The organism is Pseudomonas sp. FW305-E2, assembly GCF_058782925.1.
The window spans coordinates 135,481-156,471 of sequence record NZ_JBYSYE010000003.1; the positions used below are offsets into that span (position 1 = coordinate 135,481).

Annotated in this window: 18 protein-coding genes and 1 tRNA gene; 3 read left to right on the forward strand and 16 right to left on the reverse strand. The window is 61.7% G+C overall.

The window, feature by feature from the left end; translation table 11 throughout:
• Nucleotides 1–6: 6 nt before the first annotated feature.
• The 7 genes from dnaB to rnr all read right to left on the reverse strand — a co-directional run bounded on the left by dnaB (nt 7) and on the right by rnr (nt 7,172).
• Entirely contained in the window at nt 7–1,404 is a 1,398-nt protein-coding gene (gene dnaB, locus AC3WLP_RS04545; protein ID WP_003249571.1) for a replicative DNA helicase, read from the reverse strand.
• Between the two features lie 113 nt (nt 1,405–1,517).
• The gene (gene rplI / locus AC3WLP_RS04550) at nt 1,518–1,964 is read right to left on the reverse strand and encodes a 50S ribosomal protein L9 (RefSeq protein ID WP_003249568.1); all 447 of its coding nucleotides are present in this window, start codon (nt 1,962–1,964) and stop codon (nt 1,518–1,520) included.
• Nucleotides 1,965–1,984: 20 nt separating this feature from the next.
• Complete coding sequence (locus AC3WLP_RS04555; RefSeq protein WP_012053856.1) at nt 1,985–2,848, reverse strand: hypothetical protein; 864 nt, start codon at nt 2,846–2,848, stop codon at nt 1,985–1,987.
• A 33-nt stretch (nt 2,849–2,881) separates the two neighbouring features.
• Nucleotides 2,882–3,112, reverse strand: coding sequence for a 30S ribosomal protein S18 (gene rpsR, locus AC3WLP_RS04560; RefSeq protein WP_003249563.1), 231 nt, complete (start codon nt 3,110–3,112; stop codon nt 2,882–2,884).
• Between the two features lie 28 nt (nt 3,113–3,140).
• Entirely contained in the window at nt 3,141–3,566 is a 426-nt protein-coding gene (gene rpsF / locus AC3WLP_RS04565) for a 30S ribosomal protein S6 (RefSeq protein ID WP_003249557.1), read from the reverse strand.
• A gap of 289 nt (nt 3,567–3,855) precedes the next feature.
• Complete coding sequence (gene rlmB / locus AC3WLP_RS04570; protein ID WP_012053857.1) at nt 3,856–4,602, reverse strand: 23S rRNA (guanosine(2251)-2'-O)-methyltransferase RlmB; 747 nt, start codon at nt 4,600–4,602, stop codon at nt 3,856–3,858.
• The gene (gene rnr / locus AC3WLP_RS04575; RefSeq protein ID WP_003249552.1) at nt 4,599–7,172 is read right to left on the reverse strand and encodes a ribonuclease R; all 2,574 of its coding nucleotides are present in this window, start codon (nt 7,170–7,172) and stop codon (nt 4,599–4,601) included. The genes rlmB and rnr overlap by 4 nt, the downstream gene beginning before the upstream one ends.
• Nucleotides 7,173–7,444: 272 nt before the next feature.
• Between rnr and AC3WLP_RS04580 the strand changes: the two genes are divergently transcribed.
• The 3 genes from AC3WLP_RS04580 (at nt 7,445) to AC3WLP_RS04590 (ending at nt 10,352) form a co-directional block, all read left to right on the forward strand.
• Nucleotides 7,445–7,531 (forward strand) — tRNA-Leu (locus AC3WLP_RS04580).
• 242 nt (nt 7,532–7,773) lie between these two features.
• A complete protein-coding gene (locus AC3WLP_RS04585; protein ID WP_003249550.1) occupies nt 7,774–8,787 on the forward strand; it encodes an extracellular solute-binding protein in 1,014 nt (337 codons plus the stop codon).
• Nucleotides 8,787–10,352 (forward strand): ABC transporter permease, encoded by a 1,566-nt coding sequence (locus tag AC3WLP_RS04590; protein WP_003249548.1) that lies wholly within the window; start codon nt 8,787–8,789, stop codon nt 10,350–10,352. Before AC3WLP_RS04585 ends, AC3WLP_RS04590 begins: the two co-directional genes overlap by 1 nt.
• 84 nt (nt 10,353–10,436) lie before the next feature.
• Here the strand turns inward: AC3WLP_RS04590 and AC3WLP_RS04595 are convergent, their stop codons facing one another.
• From AC3WLP_RS04595 to miaA, 9 genes are all read right to left on the reverse strand, one after another.
• Complete coding sequence (locus tag AC3WLP_RS04595) at nt 10,437–10,904, reverse strand: DUF2867 domain-containing protein (protein ID WP_012053859.1); 468 nt, start codon at nt 10,902–10,904, stop codon at nt 10,437–10,439.
• Between the two features lie 184 nt (nt 10,905–11,088).
• On the reverse strand, nt 11,089–13,023 hold the full coding sequence (locus AC3WLP_RS04600) for a methyl-accepting chemotaxis protein (RefSeq protein ID WP_012053860.1): 1,935 nt from the start codon (nt 13,021–13,023) through the stop codon (nt 11,089–11,091).
• Between the two features lie 341 nt (nt 13,024–13,364).
• Nucleotides 13,365–14,657, reverse strand: coding sequence for an adenylosuccinate synthase (locus AC3WLP_RS04605; protein WP_003249542.1), 1,293 nt, complete (start codon nt 14,655–14,657; stop codon nt 13,365–13,367).
• Between the two features lie 56 nt (nt 14,658–14,713).
• A complete protein-coding gene (locus tag AC3WLP_RS04610; RefSeq protein ID WP_010955481.1) occupies nt 14,714–15,901 on the reverse strand; it encodes an ATP phosphoribosyltransferase regulatory subunit in 1,188 nt (395 codons plus the stop codon).
• Nucleotides 15,902–16,202: 301 nt separating this feature from the next.
• Complete coding sequence (hflC, locus tag AC3WLP_RS04615; protein WP_003249538.1) at nt 16,203–17,072, reverse strand: protease modulator HflC; 870 nt, start codon at nt 17,070–17,072, stop codon at nt 16,203–16,205.
• Nucleotides 17,072–18,253 carry an FtsH protease activity modulator HflK gene (gene hflK, locus AC3WLP_RS04620; RefSeq protein ID WP_003249536.1) on the reverse strand — a complete coding sequence of 394 codons (1,182 nt, stop codon included), beginning with the start codon at nt 18,251–18,253 and terminating at the stop codon, nt 17,072–17,074. Before hflK ends, hflC begins: the two co-directional genes overlap by 1 nt.
• A 96-nt stretch (nt 18,254–18,349) precedes the next feature.
• Nucleotides 18,350–19,651, reverse strand: coding sequence for a ribosome rescue GTPase HflX (gene hflX, locus AC3WLP_RS04625; protein ID WP_003249534.1), 1,302 nt, complete (start codon nt 19,649–19,651; stop codon nt 18,350–18,352).
• A gap of 12 nt (nt 19,652–19,663) precedes the next feature.
• Nucleotides 19,664–19,924 (reverse strand): RNA chaperone Hfq, encoded by a 261-nt coding sequence (gene hfq / locus AC3WLP_RS04630; RefSeq protein ID WP_003249532.1) that lies wholly within the window; start codon nt 19,922–19,924, stop codon nt 19,664–19,666.
• Nucleotides 19,925–20,018: 94 nt separating this feature from the next.
• A complete protein-coding gene (gene miaA, locus AC3WLP_RS04635) occupies nt 20,019–20,990 on the reverse strand; it encodes a tRNA (adenosine(37)-N6)-dimethylallyltransferase MiaA (protein ID WP_003249530.1) in 972 nt (323 codons plus the stop codon).
• Nucleotide 20,991: the final 1 nt, after the last annotated feature.

Below are 20,991 nucleotides of genomic sequence, written 5' to 3' on the forward strand. Positions count from 1 at the left end.
AATGGGTTATTCATCATCATCAAAGTTGTACATCCCCGGCGCCAAGTTCTCGAACCGGGTGTACTTGCCGATAAACGCCAAACGCACGAAGCCGATGGGGCCGTTACGCTGTTTGCCGATGATGATTTCCGCCACGCCCTTGTGCTCGGTCTCGGGGTGGTACACCTCGTCGCGGTACACGAACATGATCACGTCGGCGTCCTGCTCGATTGCACCGGATTCACGCAAGTCGGAGTTCACCGGGCGTTTGTTCGGGCGCTGTTCCAGCGAGCGGTTCAGCTGCGAAAGGGCAATGACCGGGCAGTTGAATTCCTTGGCCAGGGCCTTGAGCGAGCGGGAAATCTCGGAAATTTCGTTGGTACGGTTGTCACCGGCCGACCCCGGAATCTGCATCAGCTGCAGGTAGTCGACCATGATCATGGCGATCTCGCCATGCTCACGGGCCAGGCGGCGGGTACGCGCGCGCATTTCCGAGGGGCTGATACCCGCTGTATCGTCGATGAACAATTTTCGGTCGTTGAGCAGGTTCACTGCCGAGGTCAGGCGCGGCCAGTCGTCGTCATCCAGCTGGCCGGAACGGACCTTGGTCTGGTCGATACGACCCAGAGACGAGAGCATACGCATGATCAGCGACTCACCTGGCATCTCGAGGGAGAACACCAGCACCGCCTTGTCGGTCCGCAGTACGGCGTTTTCCACCAGGTTCATGGCGAAGGTGGTCTTACCCATCGACGGACGGCCGGCGACGATGATCAAGTCTGCCGCCTGCAGGCCGCTGGTCTTCTCGTCCAGGTCGGTGTACCCGGTGGAGATACCGGTGATGTCACTGTCGGAGTTGAACAGCGTATCGATGCGGTCGATGGCCATGGTCAACAGCTCGTTGACGCCCACCGGGCCGCCGGTTTTAGGCCGCGCCTCGGCGATCTGGAAGATCTGCCGTTCGGCATCGTCGAGAATCTCGGCAGCGTTGCGCCCCTGCGGGTTGAACGCGTTGTCGGCGATGTCGGTACTGATGCTGATCAGCTGGCGCAACGTGGCCCGCTCGCGAATGATCGCGGCGTAGGCCTTGATGTTGGCCACCGAAGGGGTGTTCTTGGCCAGCTCGGCCAGGTAAGCCAAACCGCCGATCTGCGAGGACAGGCCTTCCTTGTCCAACTGCTCGTGCAGGGTCACCACGTCGAATGGCTGGTTGGCGTCGGCCAACTTGTGCACAGCGCGGAAGATCAGCCGGTGGTCATGCCGGTAGAAATCGCCGTCCGACACCTGGTCCAGCACCCGCTCCCAGGCATTGTTGTCCAGCATCAGGCCACCGAGCACGGCCTGTTCGGCCTCGATGGAATGCGGCGGTACCTTCAGGGCTGCGGTTTGCAGGTCAAGCTGTTCGGAGGTGGTGATCTCGTTCATGGCCACGAAAGAATTCTGGAGGATGAAAAAGACAAAGGGCACGGCCTGTCGAAAACAGGACCGTGCCCGATGTTAACCGCCTGACTCGCAAGGAGCCAGCCAGTTAGCGCAGCTTAGGCAGCTACGACGACCACGCGTACGGTGGCTTCAACGTCGCTGTGCAGGTGCACGGCTACGTCGTATTCGCCAACCTGACGGATGGTGCCGTTCGGCAGACGAACTTCAGCCTTGGCCACTTCAACGCCGGAGGCGGTCAGGGCGTCAGCGATGTCGTGGGTGCCGATCGAACCGAACAGCTTGCCTTCGTCGCCAGCGGTGGCAGTGATGGTCACTTCCAGCTCGGCCAGTTGGGCAGCGCGGCTTTCAGCCGAAGCTTTCTTGTCAGCGGCTGCTTTTTCCAGCTCGGCACGACGCTCTTCGAACGCAGCCAGGTTGGCGGCGTTGGCAACGGTGGCCTTGCCGAATGGCAGCAGGAAGTTACGGCCGTAACCAGCCTTAACTTTTACTTTGTCGCCCAGGTTGCCCAGGTTAGCGACTTTTTCCAGCAGGATCAGTTCCATTTGGTAAAACCTCTTAACTTTTAACCTTCACCGTTCGCGGAGTCTTTCCCCGGAGGGGACTTGCGACCGCGAAAATCAATCAGGCTGTCGACAATGGCCAAAACCATCAGCAACGGATAAATCAGCTGCATGATCAGCGGTAGCGTCACGTACATCCCCACCAGCCAGAAACCGGCCAGTCGGCCCTGTGCCACCAGCCCGTGCATCAAGGCGATGCCGGCCAGCACCAGTACCAGGCTGGAAGCCGATGCCAGGATGATGAACTGCGGGCCGATAAACGGCGCCACCACCATCACTGCCACCAAGACCGCCATGGTCTGTTTCGGCAACTTCAGTTCGCGAAACTCGCGACCGAAGCCTCCAGGGTTGTACAACGCTGCCTGCCAATAGCGCGCCAGCATCAACGCCAGCACACTGAACAATTGCACCGTCACTGCTGTGGAAGCGACCAGCACAGGGCGGATCAGCTCACCGGAGAGCACCGGTTGCCCTTCGATTTGCGGCATGGCTTCGGCAAACGCCTTGGCCAGCACATCGAAGGTTTGCGCCAGCGCCAGATCAAGCACGAGGCTGAAAGCCACGGCGAACACGGCACTGGCGAGCAACACCCGGCTCCAGGGATGCTCGGCACGCAACATGGCGGCCAGGGCCAAGGCACCCGCAATCACCAGAAAGGTGATGGGATCGCCCATGACCCACACGGCCAGCCCGGCCAGCAAGCCGCCGGCGATGACCGATGTAGCATCCTTGAACCCACGCCGCAGCAGCACAAGGCTGCCGGCAGCGGCACTCAACCAGAACAGCAGCGGCAGTACCGCGCTGATGACCACCACCAGGGTGGCCTGCACACGACCGCGCATGATGAAACTTGCTAACGCTCGCATGCTAATCCCTTACTGCTTGTCGACGACCCGGTCTCAGCGGCCGTGGCTGTCGGTGTAGGGCAGCAGGGCCAGGAAGCGGGCGCGCTTGATAGCGGTAGCCAGCTGACGCTGATAACGAGCTTTGGTACCGGTGATACGGCTTGGAACGATCTTGCCGGTTTCGGATACGTAAGCTTTCAGGGTGTTGAGATCTTTGAAGTCGATCTCTTTCACGTCTTCAGCAGTGAAGCGGCAGAATTTACGACGACGGAAGAAACGTGCCATTTAATAGGCTCCTCTAAAGGTCCGTGGATTACTCGTCAGCGTTATCGCTGGAGTCGCTGTCATTGCTGTCGTCGCCTTCGGCGGAGTCAGCATGCTCAGGACGCTCGCGACGCTCACGGCGCTCGCTGCGGTTCTCTTCAGCCTTCAGCATCTCGGACTGGCCGGTAACGGCTTCGTCGCGACGGATGACCAGGTTACGGATAACGGCATCGTTGTAGCGGAAGTTGTCTTCCAGCTCGGCCAGGGCCTTGCCGGTGCACTCAACGTTCAGCATCACGTAGTGAGCCTTGTGAACATTGTTGATTGCGTAGGCCAGTTGACGACGGCCCCAGTCTTCCAGGCGGTGGATTTTGCCACCATCTTCTTCGATCAGCTTGGTGTAACGCTCAACCATGCCGCCGACTTGTTCGCTCTGGTCCGGGTGAACCAGGAAGATGATTTCGTAATGACGCATGAATGCTCCTTACGGGTTAGTAGTCTGCCAGTGAATCTGGTCAGACAAGGAGTGAATGACACTGTATGTCTTGCACGGAGGGGAGGCACATGAGCGCCTGCCAGCTCGGCAAGGGGCGCAATTGTAGAGAAGCCGGGGCGCACAAGCAAGGTGATTGGTGAATATTTGAACAGCCTGAAACATATTTACAGGCTGCGGGCCCTTTCGCGGGTGAACCCGCTCCTACAGGGGAACGCAATCACCCTGTAGGAGCGGGTTCACCCGCGAAGAGGCCGGAACAGGCCGAGAATCAGCGCTTGGCCCGACGCTGACGCACGGCCTCGAACAGGCAAACCCCGGTCGCCACCGACACGTTAAGGCTGCTGACGCTACCTGCCATCGGCAACTTCACCAGGAAGTCGCAATGCTCACGGGTGAGCCGGCGCATGCCCTTGCCTTCCGCCCCCATGATCATCACCAGTGGCCCGGTCAGGTCTTGCTGGTAGATCTCCTGCTCGGCCTCGCCAGCGGTACCCACTACCCACAGGCCACGCTGCTGCAACTTCTCAAGCGTACGCGCCAGGTTGGTCACAGCCACCAGCGGAATGACTTCTGCTGCACCACAAGCCACCTTTCGCACAACCGGCGTCAACGTTGCGGATTTGTCCTTGGGCACGATCACTGCCGTGGCACCGGCCGCATCCGCGGTACGCAGACAAGCGCCGAGGTTGTGCGGGTCGGTCACGCCGTCCAGCACCAGGATCAGCGGCGGCGTTTCTGTGCGCTCAAGCAGCTCTTCGAGCATCAGCTCGCCCCACACCTGGCTCGGACTGACCTCGGCTACAACGCCTTGGTGCACACCTTCGACCCAGGCATCCATCTCACGGCGCTCGGCCTGGCCGACCGGCACGCGGTTTTCCGCGGCCAGCGCCAGCAAGGTTTCGAGGCGTGGCTCACTGCGCCCTTCCGACAGCCAGATCTGCTTGACCCGCTTTGGATGGTGCTGCAGCAATGCCTGCACGGCGTGTACGCCGTAGATTTTTTCCAGCTGACTCATGAATTGCTCTTGTTTTTGCGTGGTGCGCCGGACTTCGGCGGGCCTTTACGGTGCTTGGTCGGTTTGCCGGACGGCTTGCCACCTTTCTCCGATTTGCTGCCAGCACTGCTGCGCGCGTCGGTCATCAGCGCTTTTTTCATCTCGCGGCTTTTACGCACTTCAGCGTTTCGCTGCACAGCATCCTTGGGGAAGTACGCTTCGGACGCTTCGCTTTTGCGGCTGCGCGGCTTGGGCGTGGCTTTCGCTTCGGTTGCCGGCTGCTGCTCGGCTTTTTCGGCAACCGGCGCGGCGCCACGCTGCTTGCGGCCGATCGGTGCGGCGAGGGTCTTTTCCGACACTTCGAAGTCGATCTTGCGCTCATCCAGATCAACACGCATGACCTTGACTTCGATGGTGTCGCCCAAGCGGAAGCTGCGACCGGTGCGCTCGCCAGCCAGGCGATGGTGCACCGGGTCGAAGTGGTAGTAGTCACCTGGCAACGCACTGACGTGCACCAGGCCCTCTACATAGATATCGGTCAGCTCGACGAACAGGCCGAAACCGGTCACCGCCGTGATCACACCCGGGAAGGTCTCGCCCACGCGATCTTTCATGAACTCGCACTTGAGCCAGTTGACCACGTCACGGGTGGCCTCGTCGGCCCGGCGCTCGGTCATCGAGCACTGCTCGCCAAGTTGCTCCAGGGTGTTTTCGTCGTACGGGTAGATACGCGCCTTGGGGATGCTCATGGCGCCGGCACGCTTGACGTGCGGGGTATCGACCTTGGAGCGGATGATGCTGCGGATGGCGCGATGCACCAGCAGGTCCGGGTAACGACGGATCGGCGAGGTGAAGTGGGTGTACGCCTCGTAGTTCAGGCCGAAGTGGCCGTTGTTCTCGGTGCTGTACACGGCCTGGCTCAGCGAGCGCAGCATCACCGTCTGGATCAGATGGAAGTCCGGGCGACCGGCGATGCTCGCCAGCAGGGCCTGGTAATCTTTCGGTGACGGGTCCTTGCCCTTGTGCAGGCTCAGGCCCAGCTCGCCGAGGAAGGCGCGCAGTTTTTCCAGGCGCTCCGGCGGCGGGCCATCGTGCACGCGGTACAGGGCCGGTACGCCGTGCTTCTGCAGGAACTCGGCCGTGGCCACGTTGGCCGCCAGCATGCATTCCTCGATCAGCTTGTGAGCATCGTTGCGCACGGTCGGGCGAATTTCGGCGATCTTGCGCTCGTCGCCGAAGATGATGCGGGTTTCCTGGGTTTCGAAGTCGATGGCGCCACGTGTGTGACGCGCCTCCACCAGCACCTTGTACAGGTTGTACAGGTTCTTCAGGTCGGGCACGACTTCCTTGTATTCCTCGCGCAGCGCCTTGCCCTCACGGGTACGCGAGTGCTCGAGCATGCTGCTGACCTTGTTGTAGGTCAGGCGGGCATGGGAGTGGATTACGCCTTCGTAGAACTGGTAGTCGACCATCTGGCCGGCTTTGTTCATGGTCATTTCACAGACCATGGCCAACCGGTCGACATGCGGGTTCAGCGAGCACAGGCCGTTGGACAGCTCTTCGGGGAGCATCGGCACCACGCGCTCGGGGAAGTAAACCGAGTTGCCGCGCTGCTGGGCTTCGACATCCAGGGCAGAGCCCAGACGCACGTAGCTGGACACGTCAGCGATGGCCACGTACAGGCGCCAGCCACCGGAGAACAGACGCAGCTTGCCCAGCGGTTCGCAATAAACGGCATCGTCGAAGTCGCGGGCGTCTTCACCGTCGATGGTGACGAACGGCAGATGGCGCAGGTCGACACGCTTCTCTTTGTCCTTCTCCTCGACTTCGGAGCGGAACTTGCGTGCCTCCTTGACCACATCGTTGGGCCAGACGTGCGGAATGTCGTAGCTGCGCAGGGCAACGTCGATTTCCATGCCTGGTGCCATGTAGTTGCCGATGACTTCGACCACATCGCCTTGCGGCTGGAAGCGCGGCGTTGGCCAGTGGGTGATCTTGATCTCGACGAACTGGCCGATCTTGGCACCGCCGTTACGCCCGGCAGTCACCAGCACTTCCTGCTGGATCTTCGGGTTGTCCGGGGTTACGTAACCGATGCCGCCTTCTTCGAAATAGCGGCCGACCACGCTTTCGTGGGCACGGGAGATGACTTCGACCAGCACGCCTTCACGGCGGCCACGGCGGTCGACACCGGAGACGCGGGCCAGGCCACGGTCGCCGTCGAACACCAGTCGCATCTGCGACGGGCTGAGGAACAGGTCTTCGCTGCCGTCATCGGGAATAAGGAAGCCGAAGCCGTCGCGGTGGCCGGAGACGCGACCGCAGATCAGGTCCAGCTTGTCTACCGGGGCATAAGTGCCGCGCCGGGTATAGATAAGCTGGCCATCGCGCTCCATGGCACGCAGGCGGCGGCGCAGGGCTTCGATCTGGTCTTCTTCATACAGACCGAACTCTTTTGCCAGCTCCTCGCGGGCAGCAGGTTCGCCTCGGTCGGCGAGACGCTGCAGGATCAGCTCACGGCTGGGAATGGGGTTGTCGTATTTTTCCGCTTCGCGAGCGGCCTCGGGATCGAGGGATTGCCAATCGGCCATCAGAAGGGGTTCACCTTGGGGTATATAGATATGAATTCTGGCATAGGCGTATTGAAACCGGAAATGTCTGCCTTGGACAGCCCCCGCTGCAGTGCATAAACAGCAGAAATAGGCTTGTGGAATCAACAAGTTGAATTTTTTGAATTTTTTTTCGATTGGGGGCTTTACAGCCTTGGGGAGCGTCCGTATAGTGCGCACCACAACGACGGACAACCCCGAAGTTGTAGTAGAGATGAACGACGCTGTAAAGCATCAAGTAACCTCGAATGTGTGCCCAGGTGGCGGAATTGGTAGACGCGCTGGTTTCAGGTATCAGTGACCGCAAGGTCGTGGAAGTTCGAGTCTTCTCCTGGGCACCATACAAAAACCCACTAGCTTGCTAGTGGGTTTTTTCTTGCCTGCGTTTTTTGTGCCCCCTCCCCCGATACGCGCACGTCGTAGGAGCGGGTTCACCCGCGAAGAGGCCCGTACAGGCAACACACGCCCAGCCCCCCCCTTGCACCATGGTCTGACCATGAATTTCTCGTCACCCGGCCACTTGAGAAACAATTTCGTTTACCATTGTTTCCAAATATGTAGCCGTAAGCGAGGAAGTACCCGCATGACGATCCGCCCGCAACCGCTGATGCGTACCCTGGCCGCCGCAGTGCTGAGCCTGGTCATCGGCGCTCCGGCCGCCATGGCAGACGCACCGGTCACGCTGACCATGTACAACGGTCAGCACAAGGAAATCGGCGAAGCCATTGCCAAGGCCTATGAGGCCAAGACCGGCATTCACATCGACATCCGCAAAGGCAGCAGCAACCAGCTGGCCAGCCAGATCATCGAGGAAGGCGACCGTTCGCCAGCCGACATCATCTATACCGAAGAGTCCCCGCCCCTGAACAATCTGGGCGAGCTGGGCCTGCTGGCCAAGATTGACGACGCCACGTTGAACATGATGCCCAAGGAGTACGTTGGCGCCAACGGCACCTGGATGGGTATCACCGCCCGTACGCGCATCGTGGTGTACAACCCCAAGAAAGTCGACGAGAAAGACCTGCCAACCACGGTGATGGACTTCGCCAACCCTGAGTGGGAAGGCCGCGTCGGCTACGTCCCTACCAGCGGTGCGTTCCAGGAGCAGGCCGTGGCCATTCTGAAGATGCACGGGCGTGAAGCCACCGAGGAATGGTTGACCGGCCTGAAAGCCTTCGGCAAGACCTACACCAACAACATGGTCGCCCTGAAAGCCGTGGAAAAAGGTGAAGTGGCTGCGGTACTGGTGAACAACTACTACTGGTACGCGCTTGAACGCGAACGCGGCAAGCTGGACACCAAGCTCTATTACCTGGCCGACGGCGATGCTGGCAACCTGGTCACTATCTCCGGCGCAGGCGTGGTCAAGGCCAGCAAACACCCGAAAGAAGCCCAGGCCCTGCTCAACTGGATGGCCAGCGAGGAAGGCCAGCGCGTGATCACCCAGACCACCGCCGAGTACCCGCTGCACAAGGGCATGGTTTCTGACCGCGGCCTGAAGCCGTTCGACGAACTGCGCCCGCCGAAGATCTCGCCAGCTGACCTGGGCAATGCCGAGGAAGCCATCGAACTTGAGCGTGAGGTCGGCCTGCTCTGATGACTGCCGCCCTGTCCGAACCGGTGCCGGTACGCTTCGTACCGCGCCGCAAGCGCCCTTCCATCTGGGTAGTGCTGCCTGTGCTGTTCCTTGTGGCAATGAGCTTGCTGCCACTGGCTTATGTCGCCATCAAAGCCTGGGAGGCCGGCTGGCGCGAAGCTTTGCACCTGCTGTGGCGGCCCTTTGTCTGGGGGCTGATGCGCAACACCCTGATGTTGATGGTCGGGGTGACACTGACCTGCATGGTGGTCGGCCTGGCACTGGCCTGGCTGCTGGAGCGCAGCAACCTGGCCGGCCGCCGGTTGTGGGGCGTGGTGCTGTGCCTGCCATTCGCCGTGCCGTCGTTCGTCAGCAGCTTCACCTGGGTGTCGCTAAGTTCGGACTTTGAAGGCCTGGGCGGCGCGATCATGGTCATGGCCCTATCCAAATACCCACTGGTGTTCCTGCCCGTTGCCGCGACCCTGCGCAACCTCGACACGTCGCTGGAGGAGTCGGCACGCACCCTGGGTTGCAGCCGCTGGGGGGTGTTCAGCAAAGTCACCCTGCCGCTGCTGTGGCCGTCGATGCTCGGCGGTGCGCTACTGATTGCCCTGCATATGCTGGTGGAGTTTGGCGCGCTGTCGATACTCGGCCTGCAAACCTTTACCACGGCGATCTACCAGCAGTTCGAACTGGAGTTCAGCAACGCCAACGCGGCCATGCTGTCTGCCGTGCTGCTGGCGATGTGCCTGGCAATGCTGTGGCTGGAACTACGGGTGCGCGGCAAAGCCCGCCATGTACGCATCGGCCAGGGCGTAGCCCGGCGTGCGCAACCGGTGCGGCTGCGCGGCTGGGCGGTGCTGGCGCAACTGTTCTGCGTGGGCCTGGCGGTGCTGGGCAGCGGCATTCCGCTGGCGATGCTCGGTTACTGGCTGAGCGTGGGTTCGTCGGCGGCATTCCCGGTGGCGGCCATCTCGAAGGCGTTGTTCACCTCGCTGTCGGTGTCGCTGGGCGGTGCCGGCTTCTGTGTGCTGCTGGCTCTGCCTATCAGCTTCCTGGTGGTGCGCTACAAAGGCCGCCTGGCGATTTGGGCTGAGCGTCTGCCCTACCTCCTGCACGCCCTGCCCGGCCTGGTGATTGCCCTGACCCTGGTGTTCTTCGCCCTGCACTACGTGCCGGCGCTGTACCAGACCACGGCCTTGCTGCTGTTGGCCTATGCGCTGCTGTTCCTGCCGTTGGCGCAATCACCGGTGCGCACCGCGCTGAACAAGGCTTCGCCGACGCTGGAAGAAGCCGCGCGCACGCTTGGCGCGAGCAGCTTTGCCGCGTTCTGCCGGGTGACCTTGCCGATCATCTTCCCGGCCATGGCGGCAGCCTTTGCGCTGGTGTTCCTGGATGCCATGAAAGAGCTGACGGCTACCCTGCTGCTCAGCCCGACCGGCATGACCACCCTGGCCACCGAGGTGTGGGCACACACAGCCAACGTCGAGTTCGCGGCAGCGGCGCCTTATGCTGCGTTGCTGATCGTGGTGTCGGGGTTGCCGGTTTACTTGCTGACTACGCGGATGTATCTGAACAAGGCATGAACTTCTTCGCGGGTTTGCCCTCAGGTACAGCACCGGTCTCAGGGCCTGCGCTGTACCTGTGGGGGCTCGCCGATGATCAGGCCATCAGATGTTACGCAGCATGCGCCGCACAATTGGCCCATGGGCCTTGCCGACCGGCAACATGTAAAGCCGGCCGAAGGTGTTGAAGCACTGCACCGAGGTGGTCACGCCCAAGCGCTGACACCCCTCCCCCTGATCATCTAGATCCACACTCACCATTACAGCCAGATGCGTATCACGCGAGGTCAGGACCAGTTGCTGGTCGCTGATGGCCTCGACAGTGAAGAAGTCCAGGCGCTCACCGACGGCTGGCACATGCGTTGGATCGCCGCGAGAGAAGCCGTGGATATCGGCGACATTGAAACGGCGTGAGATAAAGTCGCGAATGCGGAAGGCCCGGGCCAGCCAGCCGGGGACGTCCGAGGTCATGGCGCAGTAGGCTTGCAGGGCGGTCATCGGGTCAGTGAGCCGTACGCTGTCACTGTGCAGGAAATTCAGGTCGGCCTGGGCAGCGATTAGTTGGGCGGACATGAGCAACTCCTTTTGTCATGTGTCGCCGACAGCATAACAACACCGCTCAGGTGTGGGAGCGGCCTTGTGTCGCGAAAGGGCCGCATAGCGGCCCCGGCAATTTCCGCGTTTATGCAACAAACCTGGGGCTGCTATGCAGCCCTTTCGCGACACAAGGCCGCTCCCACAAAGGACCGCGCAGGACTCAGGCCCGGAACTGGCCCAGGCTGGCGCGCAGCTGAGCCGCCAGATCATCCAGCACCTTGCTACTGGCCGTGGTCTGCATCACCACCTCAGCCGAACGCTCAGCCTGAGCATGGATAGTCTCCACTCGCCCACGCACTGCCTGCGCGCCATTCGCCTGCTGCTCGGCCGCACGGGTGGCCAAGCCAATGGCCGCATGCACCTGCTCCACCGCCGCCTGCACTGACTGCTGCCGACGCTCGTTGTCACGCAGCACCAGCAAGCCTTCGCTAGCCTTGAGCCCAGCCTGGCTGATGGTGGCCACAGCTTCCTTGGCGCCCTTCTGCAATGCTGCGATGTGCGCCTGGATATCGCCCGTAGAGCTTTGCGTCTTGCTCGCCAGTGCCCGTACCTCATCGGCCACCACGGCAAAACCACGCCCGGTTTCACCCGCACGGGCTGCCTCGATGGCAGCATTTAGGGCCAGCAGGTTGGTCTGTTCGGCAATCCCGTGAATCACCGTCAGCACCACTTCGATCTGCTCGCTCTGCTTGGCCAAGCGCTCGATCACCTGAGAGCCGGCATCCACCTGCCCGGCCAGGTTCTCGATCAAACCCGCCAGTTGGGTCGAAGTGCGGCTGTTTTCATCCGTGGCCTGGCGGATATCCACCACCTGCTGCAACGCCGCCTGCATCGCATGGCTTTCGGCCTGGGCTTCGTCGGCCATGCTCGACAGGTCGCGCAGGCTCGCCGCTACTTCGTCGCGCTGCAACGCGGCGGCAGCATCGGCACCGGCATTACGCTGGGCCATCGCGCCAATCTCGACACCGGTGCGCTGCGCCACTTCACCCGCCTCGCGCACAATCGGCTGCAACTTGTCGACAAAGCGGTTCACTGCTGAGGCCATGTCGCCGATTTCATCCCGGCTGTCGAGCGGCACGCGCTTGGTCAAGTCACCTTCGCCGGCTGCCAGGTCATCGAGGGCGGTAATCAACAGGCGCAGCTTGCTCAGTACCCGTCGACCAAGTACCAGGGCCACCACCAGCAGCACCCCAAGGCCGACCAGCACCAGGCCCAGACCGATACGCCAGCGCAGCTCTGCAGCGGCATCGCGCACAGTTTGCGCGGTATTGGCCTGCATGGCGGCAGCACTGCCCTGCGCCTTCTCCAGGCGCTCACGCAGGGTTTTGCCGCTGTCGGCTGCGGCACCCACCAGGCTGTCGCCAACCAGTTGCTCACCGCTGGCAATCAGCGCCGCGAAGCGCTGGTCCAAGGCCTTGAGCTCCTGGTCGATGCCCGCCGTGGAAACCCCCATCACCACCTTGCCGATTTCTGCGCCATTGGGGTTGATCGAAGCTTCGACAAAGTACACCGCCGGGTCTTGTCGGGCAGCATTGATCACCTTGTCCAGCGCACGCTCGCCCTGGCCCTTGTCCATCAAAGCCTGGTTGATCGGGTTTTGCCGGTTCAGGTAACGGGTCAGGTGCTGGCCCTGTGCATCGTCGTAAACCACGAACAGCACGTTGGGGTTGCGCTGGGCACGCCGGGCAAAGTCGGAGAGCACTGGCACATCGTTGTCCCAGATCGCCCGCGGGGCAACCGAAGCCAGCAGTTCGGCCATGTCGTTGGCGGAGTCCTTGAGGTTCTTTTCCAGGGTGCTGCGCAGTTGCTGCTGTTCGCTTTGCAGGCGCTCCGACAACCCTGCGCTCAGGCGCTGGCGGGTACTGCTGGACAGGCCGTCGAGCCCAGAGCGCACATCTTGCCCGGCTTGCTCCAGATCGCTTGCGAGTTGGCGACTGTCATTACCCAGTCGCTCGCCAAGGTCAGCCTCCAGGGCGGTGACTGTGCTTCGGGTGAGCGCAACGGCAACCAGCACCTGCACCAAAAGAGCGATACCAAGGGCAACAAACACAGGCCGCAAGAGGCGGCTTCGTAACAGTGAGAGGATGGCAGACACGGTGTAACCCTCGTGTTTTCTGGCGCCACTATTTTGATGGCATCTACAGAAACTTCTTACAGCAAGGGTTGTGCCGCAGGCAGCGGGGAAATGCGCCAAGGTCTAGCAGAGGGGTTTCGTGTGCAGGCCCATTCGCGGGTAAACCCGCGCCTACAACGGCCTGCGCCCAACCGCCGGTGTGTGCCCAAACCCAATCAGTGTAGGAGCGGGTTTACCCGCGAATACGGTAGCGGCGGCAACGGTGGATTGCCGGTGGATATTGGCCAACACAGACATGCCCACAAATGAAAACGCCGCGGCCCTTCTCAGGGCCACGGCGTCAGATCAGCCTGAAGGGCAGATCAGGCGAACGGATGACGCAGCACGATGGTCTCGTTGCGGTCCGGGCCGGTCGAAATGATGTCGATCGGCGCGCCAACCAGCTCTTCGATGCGCTTGATGTAGTCACGCGCAGCTTGCGGCAGCTCTTCCAGGGTTTTCACACCCAGAGTCGACTCGCTCCAGCCTGGCATCTCTTCGTACACAGGCTCCAGGCCAATGTAGCTGTCGGCATCGGAAGGCGCGTCGATGACGGCACCGTTCTCGTTCTTGTAGCCAACGCAGATGTTGATGGTTTCCAGGCCGTCCAGTACGTCCAGCTTGGTCAGGCAGATGCCCGAGATGCTGTTGACGTCGATGGCGCGACGCAGGATCACGGCATCGAACCAGCCGCAACGACGGGCACGGCCAGTGGTGGAGCCGAACTCGTGGCCACGCTTGGCCAGGGTAGCACCTGTCTCGTCGAACAGTTCGGTCGGGAACGGACCGGAACCTACGCGAGTGGTGTAGGCCTTGGTGATGCCGAGGATGTAGTCGAGGTACATCGGGCCGACGCCGGAACCGGTGGAAATACCGCCAGCCGTGGTGTTGGAGCTGGTGACGTACGGGTAGGTACCGTGGTCGATGTCCAGCAGCGAGCCTTGGGCGCCTTCGAACATGATGTCCTTGCCGGCGCGGCGCAGGTTGTGCAGCTCGGCGGTGACGTCGAGCATCATCGGCTTGAGCTGTTCGGCGTAAGCCATGCACTCGTCCAGCGTCTGCTGGAAGTCGATGGCTGGCTCTTTGTAGTAGTTCACCAGCTGGAAGTTGTGGTAATCCAGCAGCTCACCCAGCTTGGCGGCGAAACGCTCGCGGTGGAACAGATCACCCACGCGCAGGCCGCGACGTGCCACCTTGTCTTCGTAAGCTGGGCCGATACCACGGCCGGTGGTGCCGATCTTGGCTTCGCCACGGGCTTTTTCGCGGGCCTGATCCAGGGCCACATGGTACGACAGGATCAGCGGCGCGGCCGGGGAAATGCGCAGGCGCTCGCGCACCGGTACGCCTTTCTCTTCCAGCTTGGTGATTTCACGCATCAGCGCATCCGGGGCAACGACCACGCCGTTACCGATCAGGCACTGTACGCCTTCACGCAGGATGCCGGATGGAATCAGGTGCAGAACGGTCTTTTCACCGTTGATCACCAGGGTGTGACCCGCATTGTGGCCACCCTGGTAGCGCACTACGGCGGCAGCATGTTCGGTCAGCAGATCGACGATCTTGCCTTTGCCCTCATCACCCCACTGGGTGCCCAGGACGACGACATTCTTACCCATTACATTGGTCCTCATTCACGCAAACTTGGTTGCCGGCCTGTTGCCGACGCAGAAACTCACTGGGCCAGCGGCAGAACCTGCCAGCGCCCGTCTTGCTGAATCAATTGCCGATCACAATCCGCCTCGAGAGCAGCACTCAACGGCTGGCCAGGCAGAGCCTGAACCACACGCTGGCCCTCGTTGCGCAACTGGCAGACTTGCTGCCAGAGGGCCGCATCGCCACTGTCCGGCATCCAGATGCCGCCAGTTGGCAATACGACCTCCGCTCGCCCCAGTGTGACCAGGGTCTTCAAATCCGTGGAGAAACCAGTGGCCGGGCGCGCCCGGCCAAAGTCGGCGCCGATATCGTCGTAGCGCCCGCCCTGGGCGATCGATTGGCCTTCGCCTGGCACGAACACGGCGAACACCACGCCCGTGTGATAGTGGTAACCACGCAGCTCGCCGAGGTCGAAGTACAGCGGCAGGTCCGGGTAGCGCGACGCCAGGCGATCAGCGATCGCCAGCAGGTCGTCCAGCGCCGCCAGCACGCTGGCCGGGGCGCGACCGAGGCGCACGCGGGCTTCAGCCAGTACTTCACGACCACCGCACAGCTCGACCAGGGCGCGCAGCATGCTGCCCAGGTCTTTCGGCAGGTCGGCGGTCAGCGCCTGCACTTCATCGACAGCCTTGCGTTGCATGGCGTCGAACAGCTGCTGTTCGACCGCGCCAGACAGGCCGGCGGCACGGGCCAGGCCGCGGTAAATACCGACGTGGCCCAGGTCCATGTGCACATCCGGCACATCGGCCAGTTGTAGCGTGGCGAGCATCAGGCTGATGACTTCGACGTCGCTGGTAGGGCTGGCATCGCCGTACAGCTCGGCACCCAGCTGGATCGGGCTGCGCGAGGTGGACAGGGCACGCGGCTGGGCGTGCAGCACGCTGCCGGCATAGCACAGGCGGCTCGGGCCCTCACGGCGCAGTGTGTGCGCATCGATACGCGCTACCTGCGGGGTGAAGTCGGCGCGGAAGCCCATCAGGCGGCCGGACTGCGGGTCCACTACCTTGAAGGTGCGCTGATCCAGGTCCTGGCCGGCGCCGGTAAGCAGCGACTCCAGGTACTCGATATGCGGGGTGACGACCAGTTCGTAGCCCCAACTCTGGAACAGGTCCAACACCTGGCGGCGCGCGATCTCGATGCGCGCAGCCTCAGGTGGCAGTACTTCCTCGATGCCATCTGGCAGCAGCCAGCGGTCTACCGTTGCCATTACGCCATTTCCCCTCTGGTCCGGGCGGCTTGCCAGCAGGCAAACCGTCAGAAAAGCCGGTATCGCGCACAGCAGCGGGCAGCACTGATCCCAGCGCAGCCACCGTACCCGACACCCTCAAATTGCCTTGCGAGCTGACCAAACTGTCAACCGGCGCTGTGCCAATCAACCTTGCAGACGCAAAAAAGCCGGGAAATTTCCCGGCTGCCTCATCATACACCCCTTTTCATTCAGGATGCACCCCGCCTGGTGCATTAGCTGCCAGGCGGGGTGCCGCTGCATGAAAATCAGGGCCTGAGCATCACGGTCTGCTCTTGTCCAGGTAACGGAAGAATTCGTTCTTCGGGTCCAGGACCATCACGTCGCTCTTGCTCGAGAAGCTCTCGCGGTATGCCTGCAGGCTACGGTGGAACGCATAGAAATCAGCGTCCTGGCTGTAAGCCTTGGCATAGATAGCGGCCGCTTGGGCATCGCCATCACCACGGGTTTCTTCTGCTTCGCGATAAGCCTCGGCCAGCAGCACACGGCGCTGACGGTCGGCATCGGCACGGATACCCTCAGCCAGCTCGTTACCCTTGGCACGGTGCTCGCGGGCTTCACGCTCACGCTCGGTGCTCATGCGGTCGAACACGCTGCGGTTGACTTCCTTCGGCAGGTCGATGGCCTTGACGCGCACGTCGACCACCTCGATGCCCAGTTCCTTGCTCGCCATGCGGTTCAGCGATGCAGTGATGTCAGCCATCAGTGCATCACGTTCACCGGAAACCACTTCGTGCAGGGTACGTTTACCGAACTGGTCGCGCAGGCCACTTTCCAGACGACGCGACAGACGCTCGTCGGCGATCTGCTTCATGCCGGACGTGGCGGTGTAGAAGCGTTCAGCGTCCTTGACGCGCCACTTGGCGTAGGCGTCGACCATCACCGCTTTCTTTTCCAGGGTCAGGAACCGCTGGGTAGGCGCGTCGAGTGTCATCAGCCTAGCGTCGAACCTGCGCACCTGGTTCACGTACGGAATCTTCACGTGCAGGCCTGGCTGAACATCCGCCTGGACCACCTTACCGAAACGCAGCAGTACCGCCCGCTCGGTCTGGGACACGATGTAGAAGCTGTTCCAGGCCACAATGGCCAGGACCACGGCGGCGATCAGGGCGATCAGCGATCTATTGCTCATCAGCGGCTCTCCCTAGTACGCAGCGGCTGCTGTTGCTGTTGCATGTCCTGCGCGGCACGAGCGGCCGCATCGTTAGCCGATGGCGACGCGCTGGTGGTTGGCACGGACGGCTTGCGGCTGCCTTCGACCATCTTGTCCAGCGGCAGGTAGAGCAGGTTGCTCTGCCCGTCCTTGGTTGCCACCATGACCTTGCTCGAGTTGCTGTAGACCTCTTGCATGGTCTCCAGATACAGACGCTCACGGGTTACGTCAGGTGCCTTGCGGTACTCGGCAAGCAGCTTGGTGAAGCGATCTGCCTCACCCTTGGCGCGGGCAATGACTTCGTCGCGGTAACCATTGGCATCCTCGATGATGCGCTGGGCCTGACCACGGGCTTCCGGCACCACGCCATTGGCATAGGACTCGGCCTGGTTGCGGGCACGCTGCTCGTCTTCGCGGGCGCGGATCACGTCGTCGAAGGCTTCCTGCACTTCACGCGGGGCTGCCGCGCTCTGTACGTTGACCTGGGTAACGGTGATACCGGTGCGGTAGTTGTCGAGGAAGCGCTGCAGGCGTTCGCGGATATCCACGGCCATCTGCTCACGACCTTCGGTCAACACCTGGTCCATCGAAGTGGAACCCACCACGTGGCGCAGGGCGCTGTCGGTCGCGTGCTGCAAGCTCACCTCAGGCTGGTCGACGTTGAGCACGAAGTCCTGCAGGTTGCTGATCTTGTACTGGACGGTCAGCGGCACCTCGACGATGTTCTCGTCTTCGGTCAGCATCTGGCCCTGCTTGGTGTAGGCACGCTCACGCGTGACGTTTTCCATGTACTTGCGATCAATCGGCGGGAAGTAGATGTTCAGGCCGGGACCGACCGTCTCATAGTACTTGCCGAAGCGCAGCACAACCGCCTGCTCCTGCTCGTCGACCACATACACGGCGCTGTACAGCCAGATTGCAGCCAGCACCGCCAGGCCGATGCCCAGCAGGCCCAGGCCACCGCCCTTGCCGACATTGCGATCACCGCCGCCACGTTTCTTGCTGCCGCCGAACATGCCATTCAGGCTGTCCTGCAGTTTGCGGAAGGCCTCGTCCAGATCCGGTGGACCTTTCTTGTCACCACCGCCGCCACCGCCACCGCGGCGGCCGCCCCAGGGATCCTGATTGTTCGAGTTGCCACCCGGCTCGTTCCAAGCCATAGCGCTCTCCATCTGATAAAGCAAAGACGCGCCCACGGCGCGCCGTCCAATGCTACAGAATGCCTGTCACTGCTGCCCGGCGACCTCGACGAGCATTTATTGCAAAGTGTGTTGCTGGACAAACACTTGCGGCTCCATGCCTTCGCGGCTGACCAGGCGATTCAGTTCGACCATGGGCAGTCGCACGCTCAGCAGGCTGCGCCCTTCTTCATCATGCTCTTCACTCTGCACGGCACCCAAGGCAAAGAATTGCGCGCGCAAGCGGGCAAAACGCTGCTCCAGGCACAGGGTACCGACAAACAGATCATCCCCCAGCAACTCGGCAACCGCCTGGCCAACCAGCTCCAGGCCACGCCCATCGCGTGCCGATACCCAGACCCGTTCCGGCTTGCCATCGGCATTGCGCTGGATCTGTGGCTCGACATCTTCGAGCAAGTCGAGTTTGTTGTACACCTCCAGGATCGGCAACCCCTCGGCACCAATCTCACCCAACACCGCCAGCACCTGCTCGATCTGCTCCATGCGCTCTGGCTCATGGGCGTCGATCACATGCAGCAGCAGGTCGGAGTTGCTCGACTCTTCGAGCGTAGCCCGAAATGCCTCGACCAGCTTGTGCGGCAGGTGGCGAATGAAGCCTACGGTGTCGGCCAGCACGATCGGCCCCAGGTCGTTGAGCTCGAGCCGGCGCAGGGTCGGGTCGAGGGTGGCGAACAACTGGTCCGCGGCATACACCTCGGATTCGGTCAGGGCGTTGAACAGCGTGGACTTGCCGGCGTTGGTATAACCCACCAGCGACACCGAGGGGATATCCGCGCGCTTGCGCCCGCGACGCGCCTGCTCACGCTGGCTGCGCACTTTCTCCAGACGTGACTTGATCTGGCGTATACGCACCCGCAACAGGCGGCGGTCGGTTTCCAGCTGGGTTTCACCCGGGCCGCGCAGGCCGATACCACCTTTTTGTCGCTCAAGGTGAGTCCAGCCGCGCACCAGCCGCGTGCTCATGTGCTCCAGCTGGGCCAGTTCGACCTGCAGCTTGCCTTCATGGGTACGCGCCCGTTGGGCGAAGATATCGAGGATCAGCCCGGTACGGTCGAGCACACGACACTCGAACACACGTTCAAGGTTGCGCTCCTGACTGGGCGTGAGGGTGTGATTGAAAATCACCAGGTCTACCTGTTCGGCATGGACCAGGTCGTGCAACTCTTCGACCTTGCCACTGCCAATCAGGTATTTGGCGGAAGGCTGATGCCTTGTCACCGTGACCAGCGAGACGATGTCGGCACCGGCCGACAATGCCAACTCCTGAAACTCCTGCGGGTCTTCGCGCGCCTCAGGGTTCTGACCTTCCAAGTGAACGAGCAACGCCCGCTCACCACCACCGTGGCGCTCAAAGAACAATGCAGGCTCCTATCAGGCGTTGCCTGGCTCGCTGTCGCCGTGCTCGCTGTCGGTCGGGCTTGGCAGGCGGACCGGACGGGCCGGAACTACGGTCGAGATGGCGTGCTTGTAGACCATCTGGCTGACGGTGTTCTTCAGCAATACCACGAACTGGTCGAACGATTCGATCGAGCCCTGCAGTTTGATACCGTTGACCAGGTAAATGGATACCGGGACCTTTTCTTTTCTCAAGGTGTTCAAGTAAGGGTCTTGTAGCGAATGCCCTTTTGACATATGCCGCACTCCTGTAAGGATAAATAATAGAAAATCAATAAAAACGATAAATTAGGCCGCCCCTTCGCAAGAATAGACGGCAATCAGCAGGGACTCAGCTCAATATGGAGATGGCCCCAAGGTATTTCAAGGTGCGGGACAGATTGTCGCAGGCCAGGCTGTCAAGCCAGTGCACGTCAGGCCAGCCACGCAACCAGGTGAACTGCCGCTTGGCCAGCTGCCGGGTAGCAATGATACCGCGTTCACGCATCTCATTCTCAGTCAGCTTGCCATCCAGGTAATCCCACACTTGCCGATAACCCACTGCCCGTATAGACGGCAGCCCGGCGTGCAAGTCACTTCTGGCTCGCAGCGATCGGACCTCATCAACGAAGCCCTGTTCCAGCATCTGCGAAAATCGTAACGCAATTCGCTGATGCAAAATGTGACGATCTGTAGGAGCAATCGCCAAACTGGCGACAGTATAGGGCAAATGTCCGCCGGCGCCTGCGTCTGCGCCGCGACTTTCCGCGAATTGACGCCGACGATGAGCTGTCATGCTCTCGCCGCTCACCCGGTACACCTCCAAGGCCCGGATCAACCGCTGCGGGTCATTGGGGTGGATACGTGCCGCGGACTCCGGGTCGACTTCGGCCAACTGGCGGTGCAGCTCGGCCAGGCCCAGGGCTTCAGCCTGCGCTTCCAGCTCGGCGCGCACCGTCGCATCGGCGGCCGGCATATCGGCCAGGCCATCGATCAACGCCTTGTAATAGAGCATGGTGCCGCCGACCAGCAGCGGGATCTTGCCGCGCGCGGTGATCTCGGCCATGGCCTCCAGGGCGTCGGTACGGAACTGCGCGGCGGAATAGCTCTGGGCCGGGTCGCGAATGTCGATCAGCCGGTGCGGGTGGGCAGCGAGGACTTCTTTCGACGGCTTGGCCGAACCGATATCCATGCCACGGTACACAAGTGCCGAATCGACGCTGATCAGTTCACACGGCAGCACCGTGGTCAGTTCGATGGCAAGGTCGGTCTTGCCGGCCGCCGTCGGACCCATCAGGAATATTGCAGGGGGCTTGCCGCTCATT

What these genes read in the sequence shown, in the direction of transcription:
- rpsR (WP_003249563.1), bottom strand. Translation starts at nt 3,112, where the DNA reads ATGGCACGTTTCTTCCGTCGTCGTAAATTCTGCCGCTTCACTGCTGAA.
- hflC (WP_003249538.1), bottom strand. Translation starts at nt 17,072, where the DNA reads ATGAGCAATAGATCGCTGATCGCCCTGATCGCCGCCGTGGTCCTGGCC.
- miaA (WP_003249530.1), bottom strand. Translation starts at nt 20,990, where the DNA reads ATGAGCGGCAAGCCCCCTGCAATATTCCTGATGGGTCCGACGGCGGCC.
- rplI (WP_003249568.1), bottom strand. Translation starts at nt 1,964, where the DNA reads ATGGAACTGATCCTGCTGGAAAAAGTCGCTAACCTGGGCAACCTGGGC.
- dnaB (WP_003249571.1), bottom strand. Translation starts at nt 1,404, where the DNA reads ATGAACGAGATCACCACCTCCGAACAGCTTGACCTGCAAACCGCAGCC.
- AC3WLP_RS04590 (WP_003249548.1), top strand. Translation starts at nt 8,787, where the DNA reads ATGACTGCCGCCCTGTCCGAACCGGTGCCGGTACGCTTCGTACCGCGC.
- AC3WLP_RS04585 (WP_003249550.1), top strand. Translation starts at nt 7,774, where the DNA reads ATGACGATCCGCCCGCAACCGCTGATGCGTACCCTGGCCGCCGCAGTG.
- AC3WLP_RS04595 (WP_012053859.1), bottom strand. Translation starts at nt 10,904, where the DNA reads ATGTCCGCCCAACTAATCGCTGCCCAGGCCGACCTGAATTTCCTGCAC.
- rpsF (WP_003249557.1), bottom strand. Translation starts at nt 3,566, where the DNA reads ATGCGTCATTACGAAATCATCTTCCTGGTTCACCCGGACCAGAGCGAA.
- AC3WLP_RS04605 (WP_003249542.1), bottom strand. Translation starts at nt 14,657, where the DNA reads ATGGGTAAGAATGTCGTCGTCCTGGGCACCCAGTGGGGTGATGAGGGC.
- AC3WLP_RS04555 (WP_012053856.1), bottom strand. Translation starts at nt 2,848, where the DNA reads ATGCGAGCGTTAGCAAGTTTCATCATGCGCGGTCGTGTGCAGGCCACC.
- AC3WLP_RS04610 (WP_010955481.1), bottom strand. Translation starts at nt 15,901, where the DNA reads ATGGCAACGGTAGACCGCTGGCTGCTGCCAGATGGCATCGAGGAAGTA.
- hflK (WP_003249536.1), bottom strand. Translation starts at nt 18,253, where the DNA reads ATGGCTTGGAACGAGCCGGGTGGCAACTCGAACAATCAGGATCCCTGG.
- rlmB (WP_012053857.1), bottom strand. Translation starts at nt 4,602, where the DNA reads ATGAGTCAGCTGGAAAAAATCTACGGCGTACACGCCGTGCAGGCATTG.
- hfq (WP_003249532.1), bottom strand. Translation starts at nt 19,924, where the DNA reads ATGTCAAAAGGGCATTCGCTACAAGACCCTTACTTGAACACCTTGAGA.
- rnr (WP_003249552.1), bottom strand. Translation starts at nt 7,172, where the DNA reads ATGGCCGATTGGCAATCCCTCGATCCCGAGGCCGCTCGCGAAGCGGAA.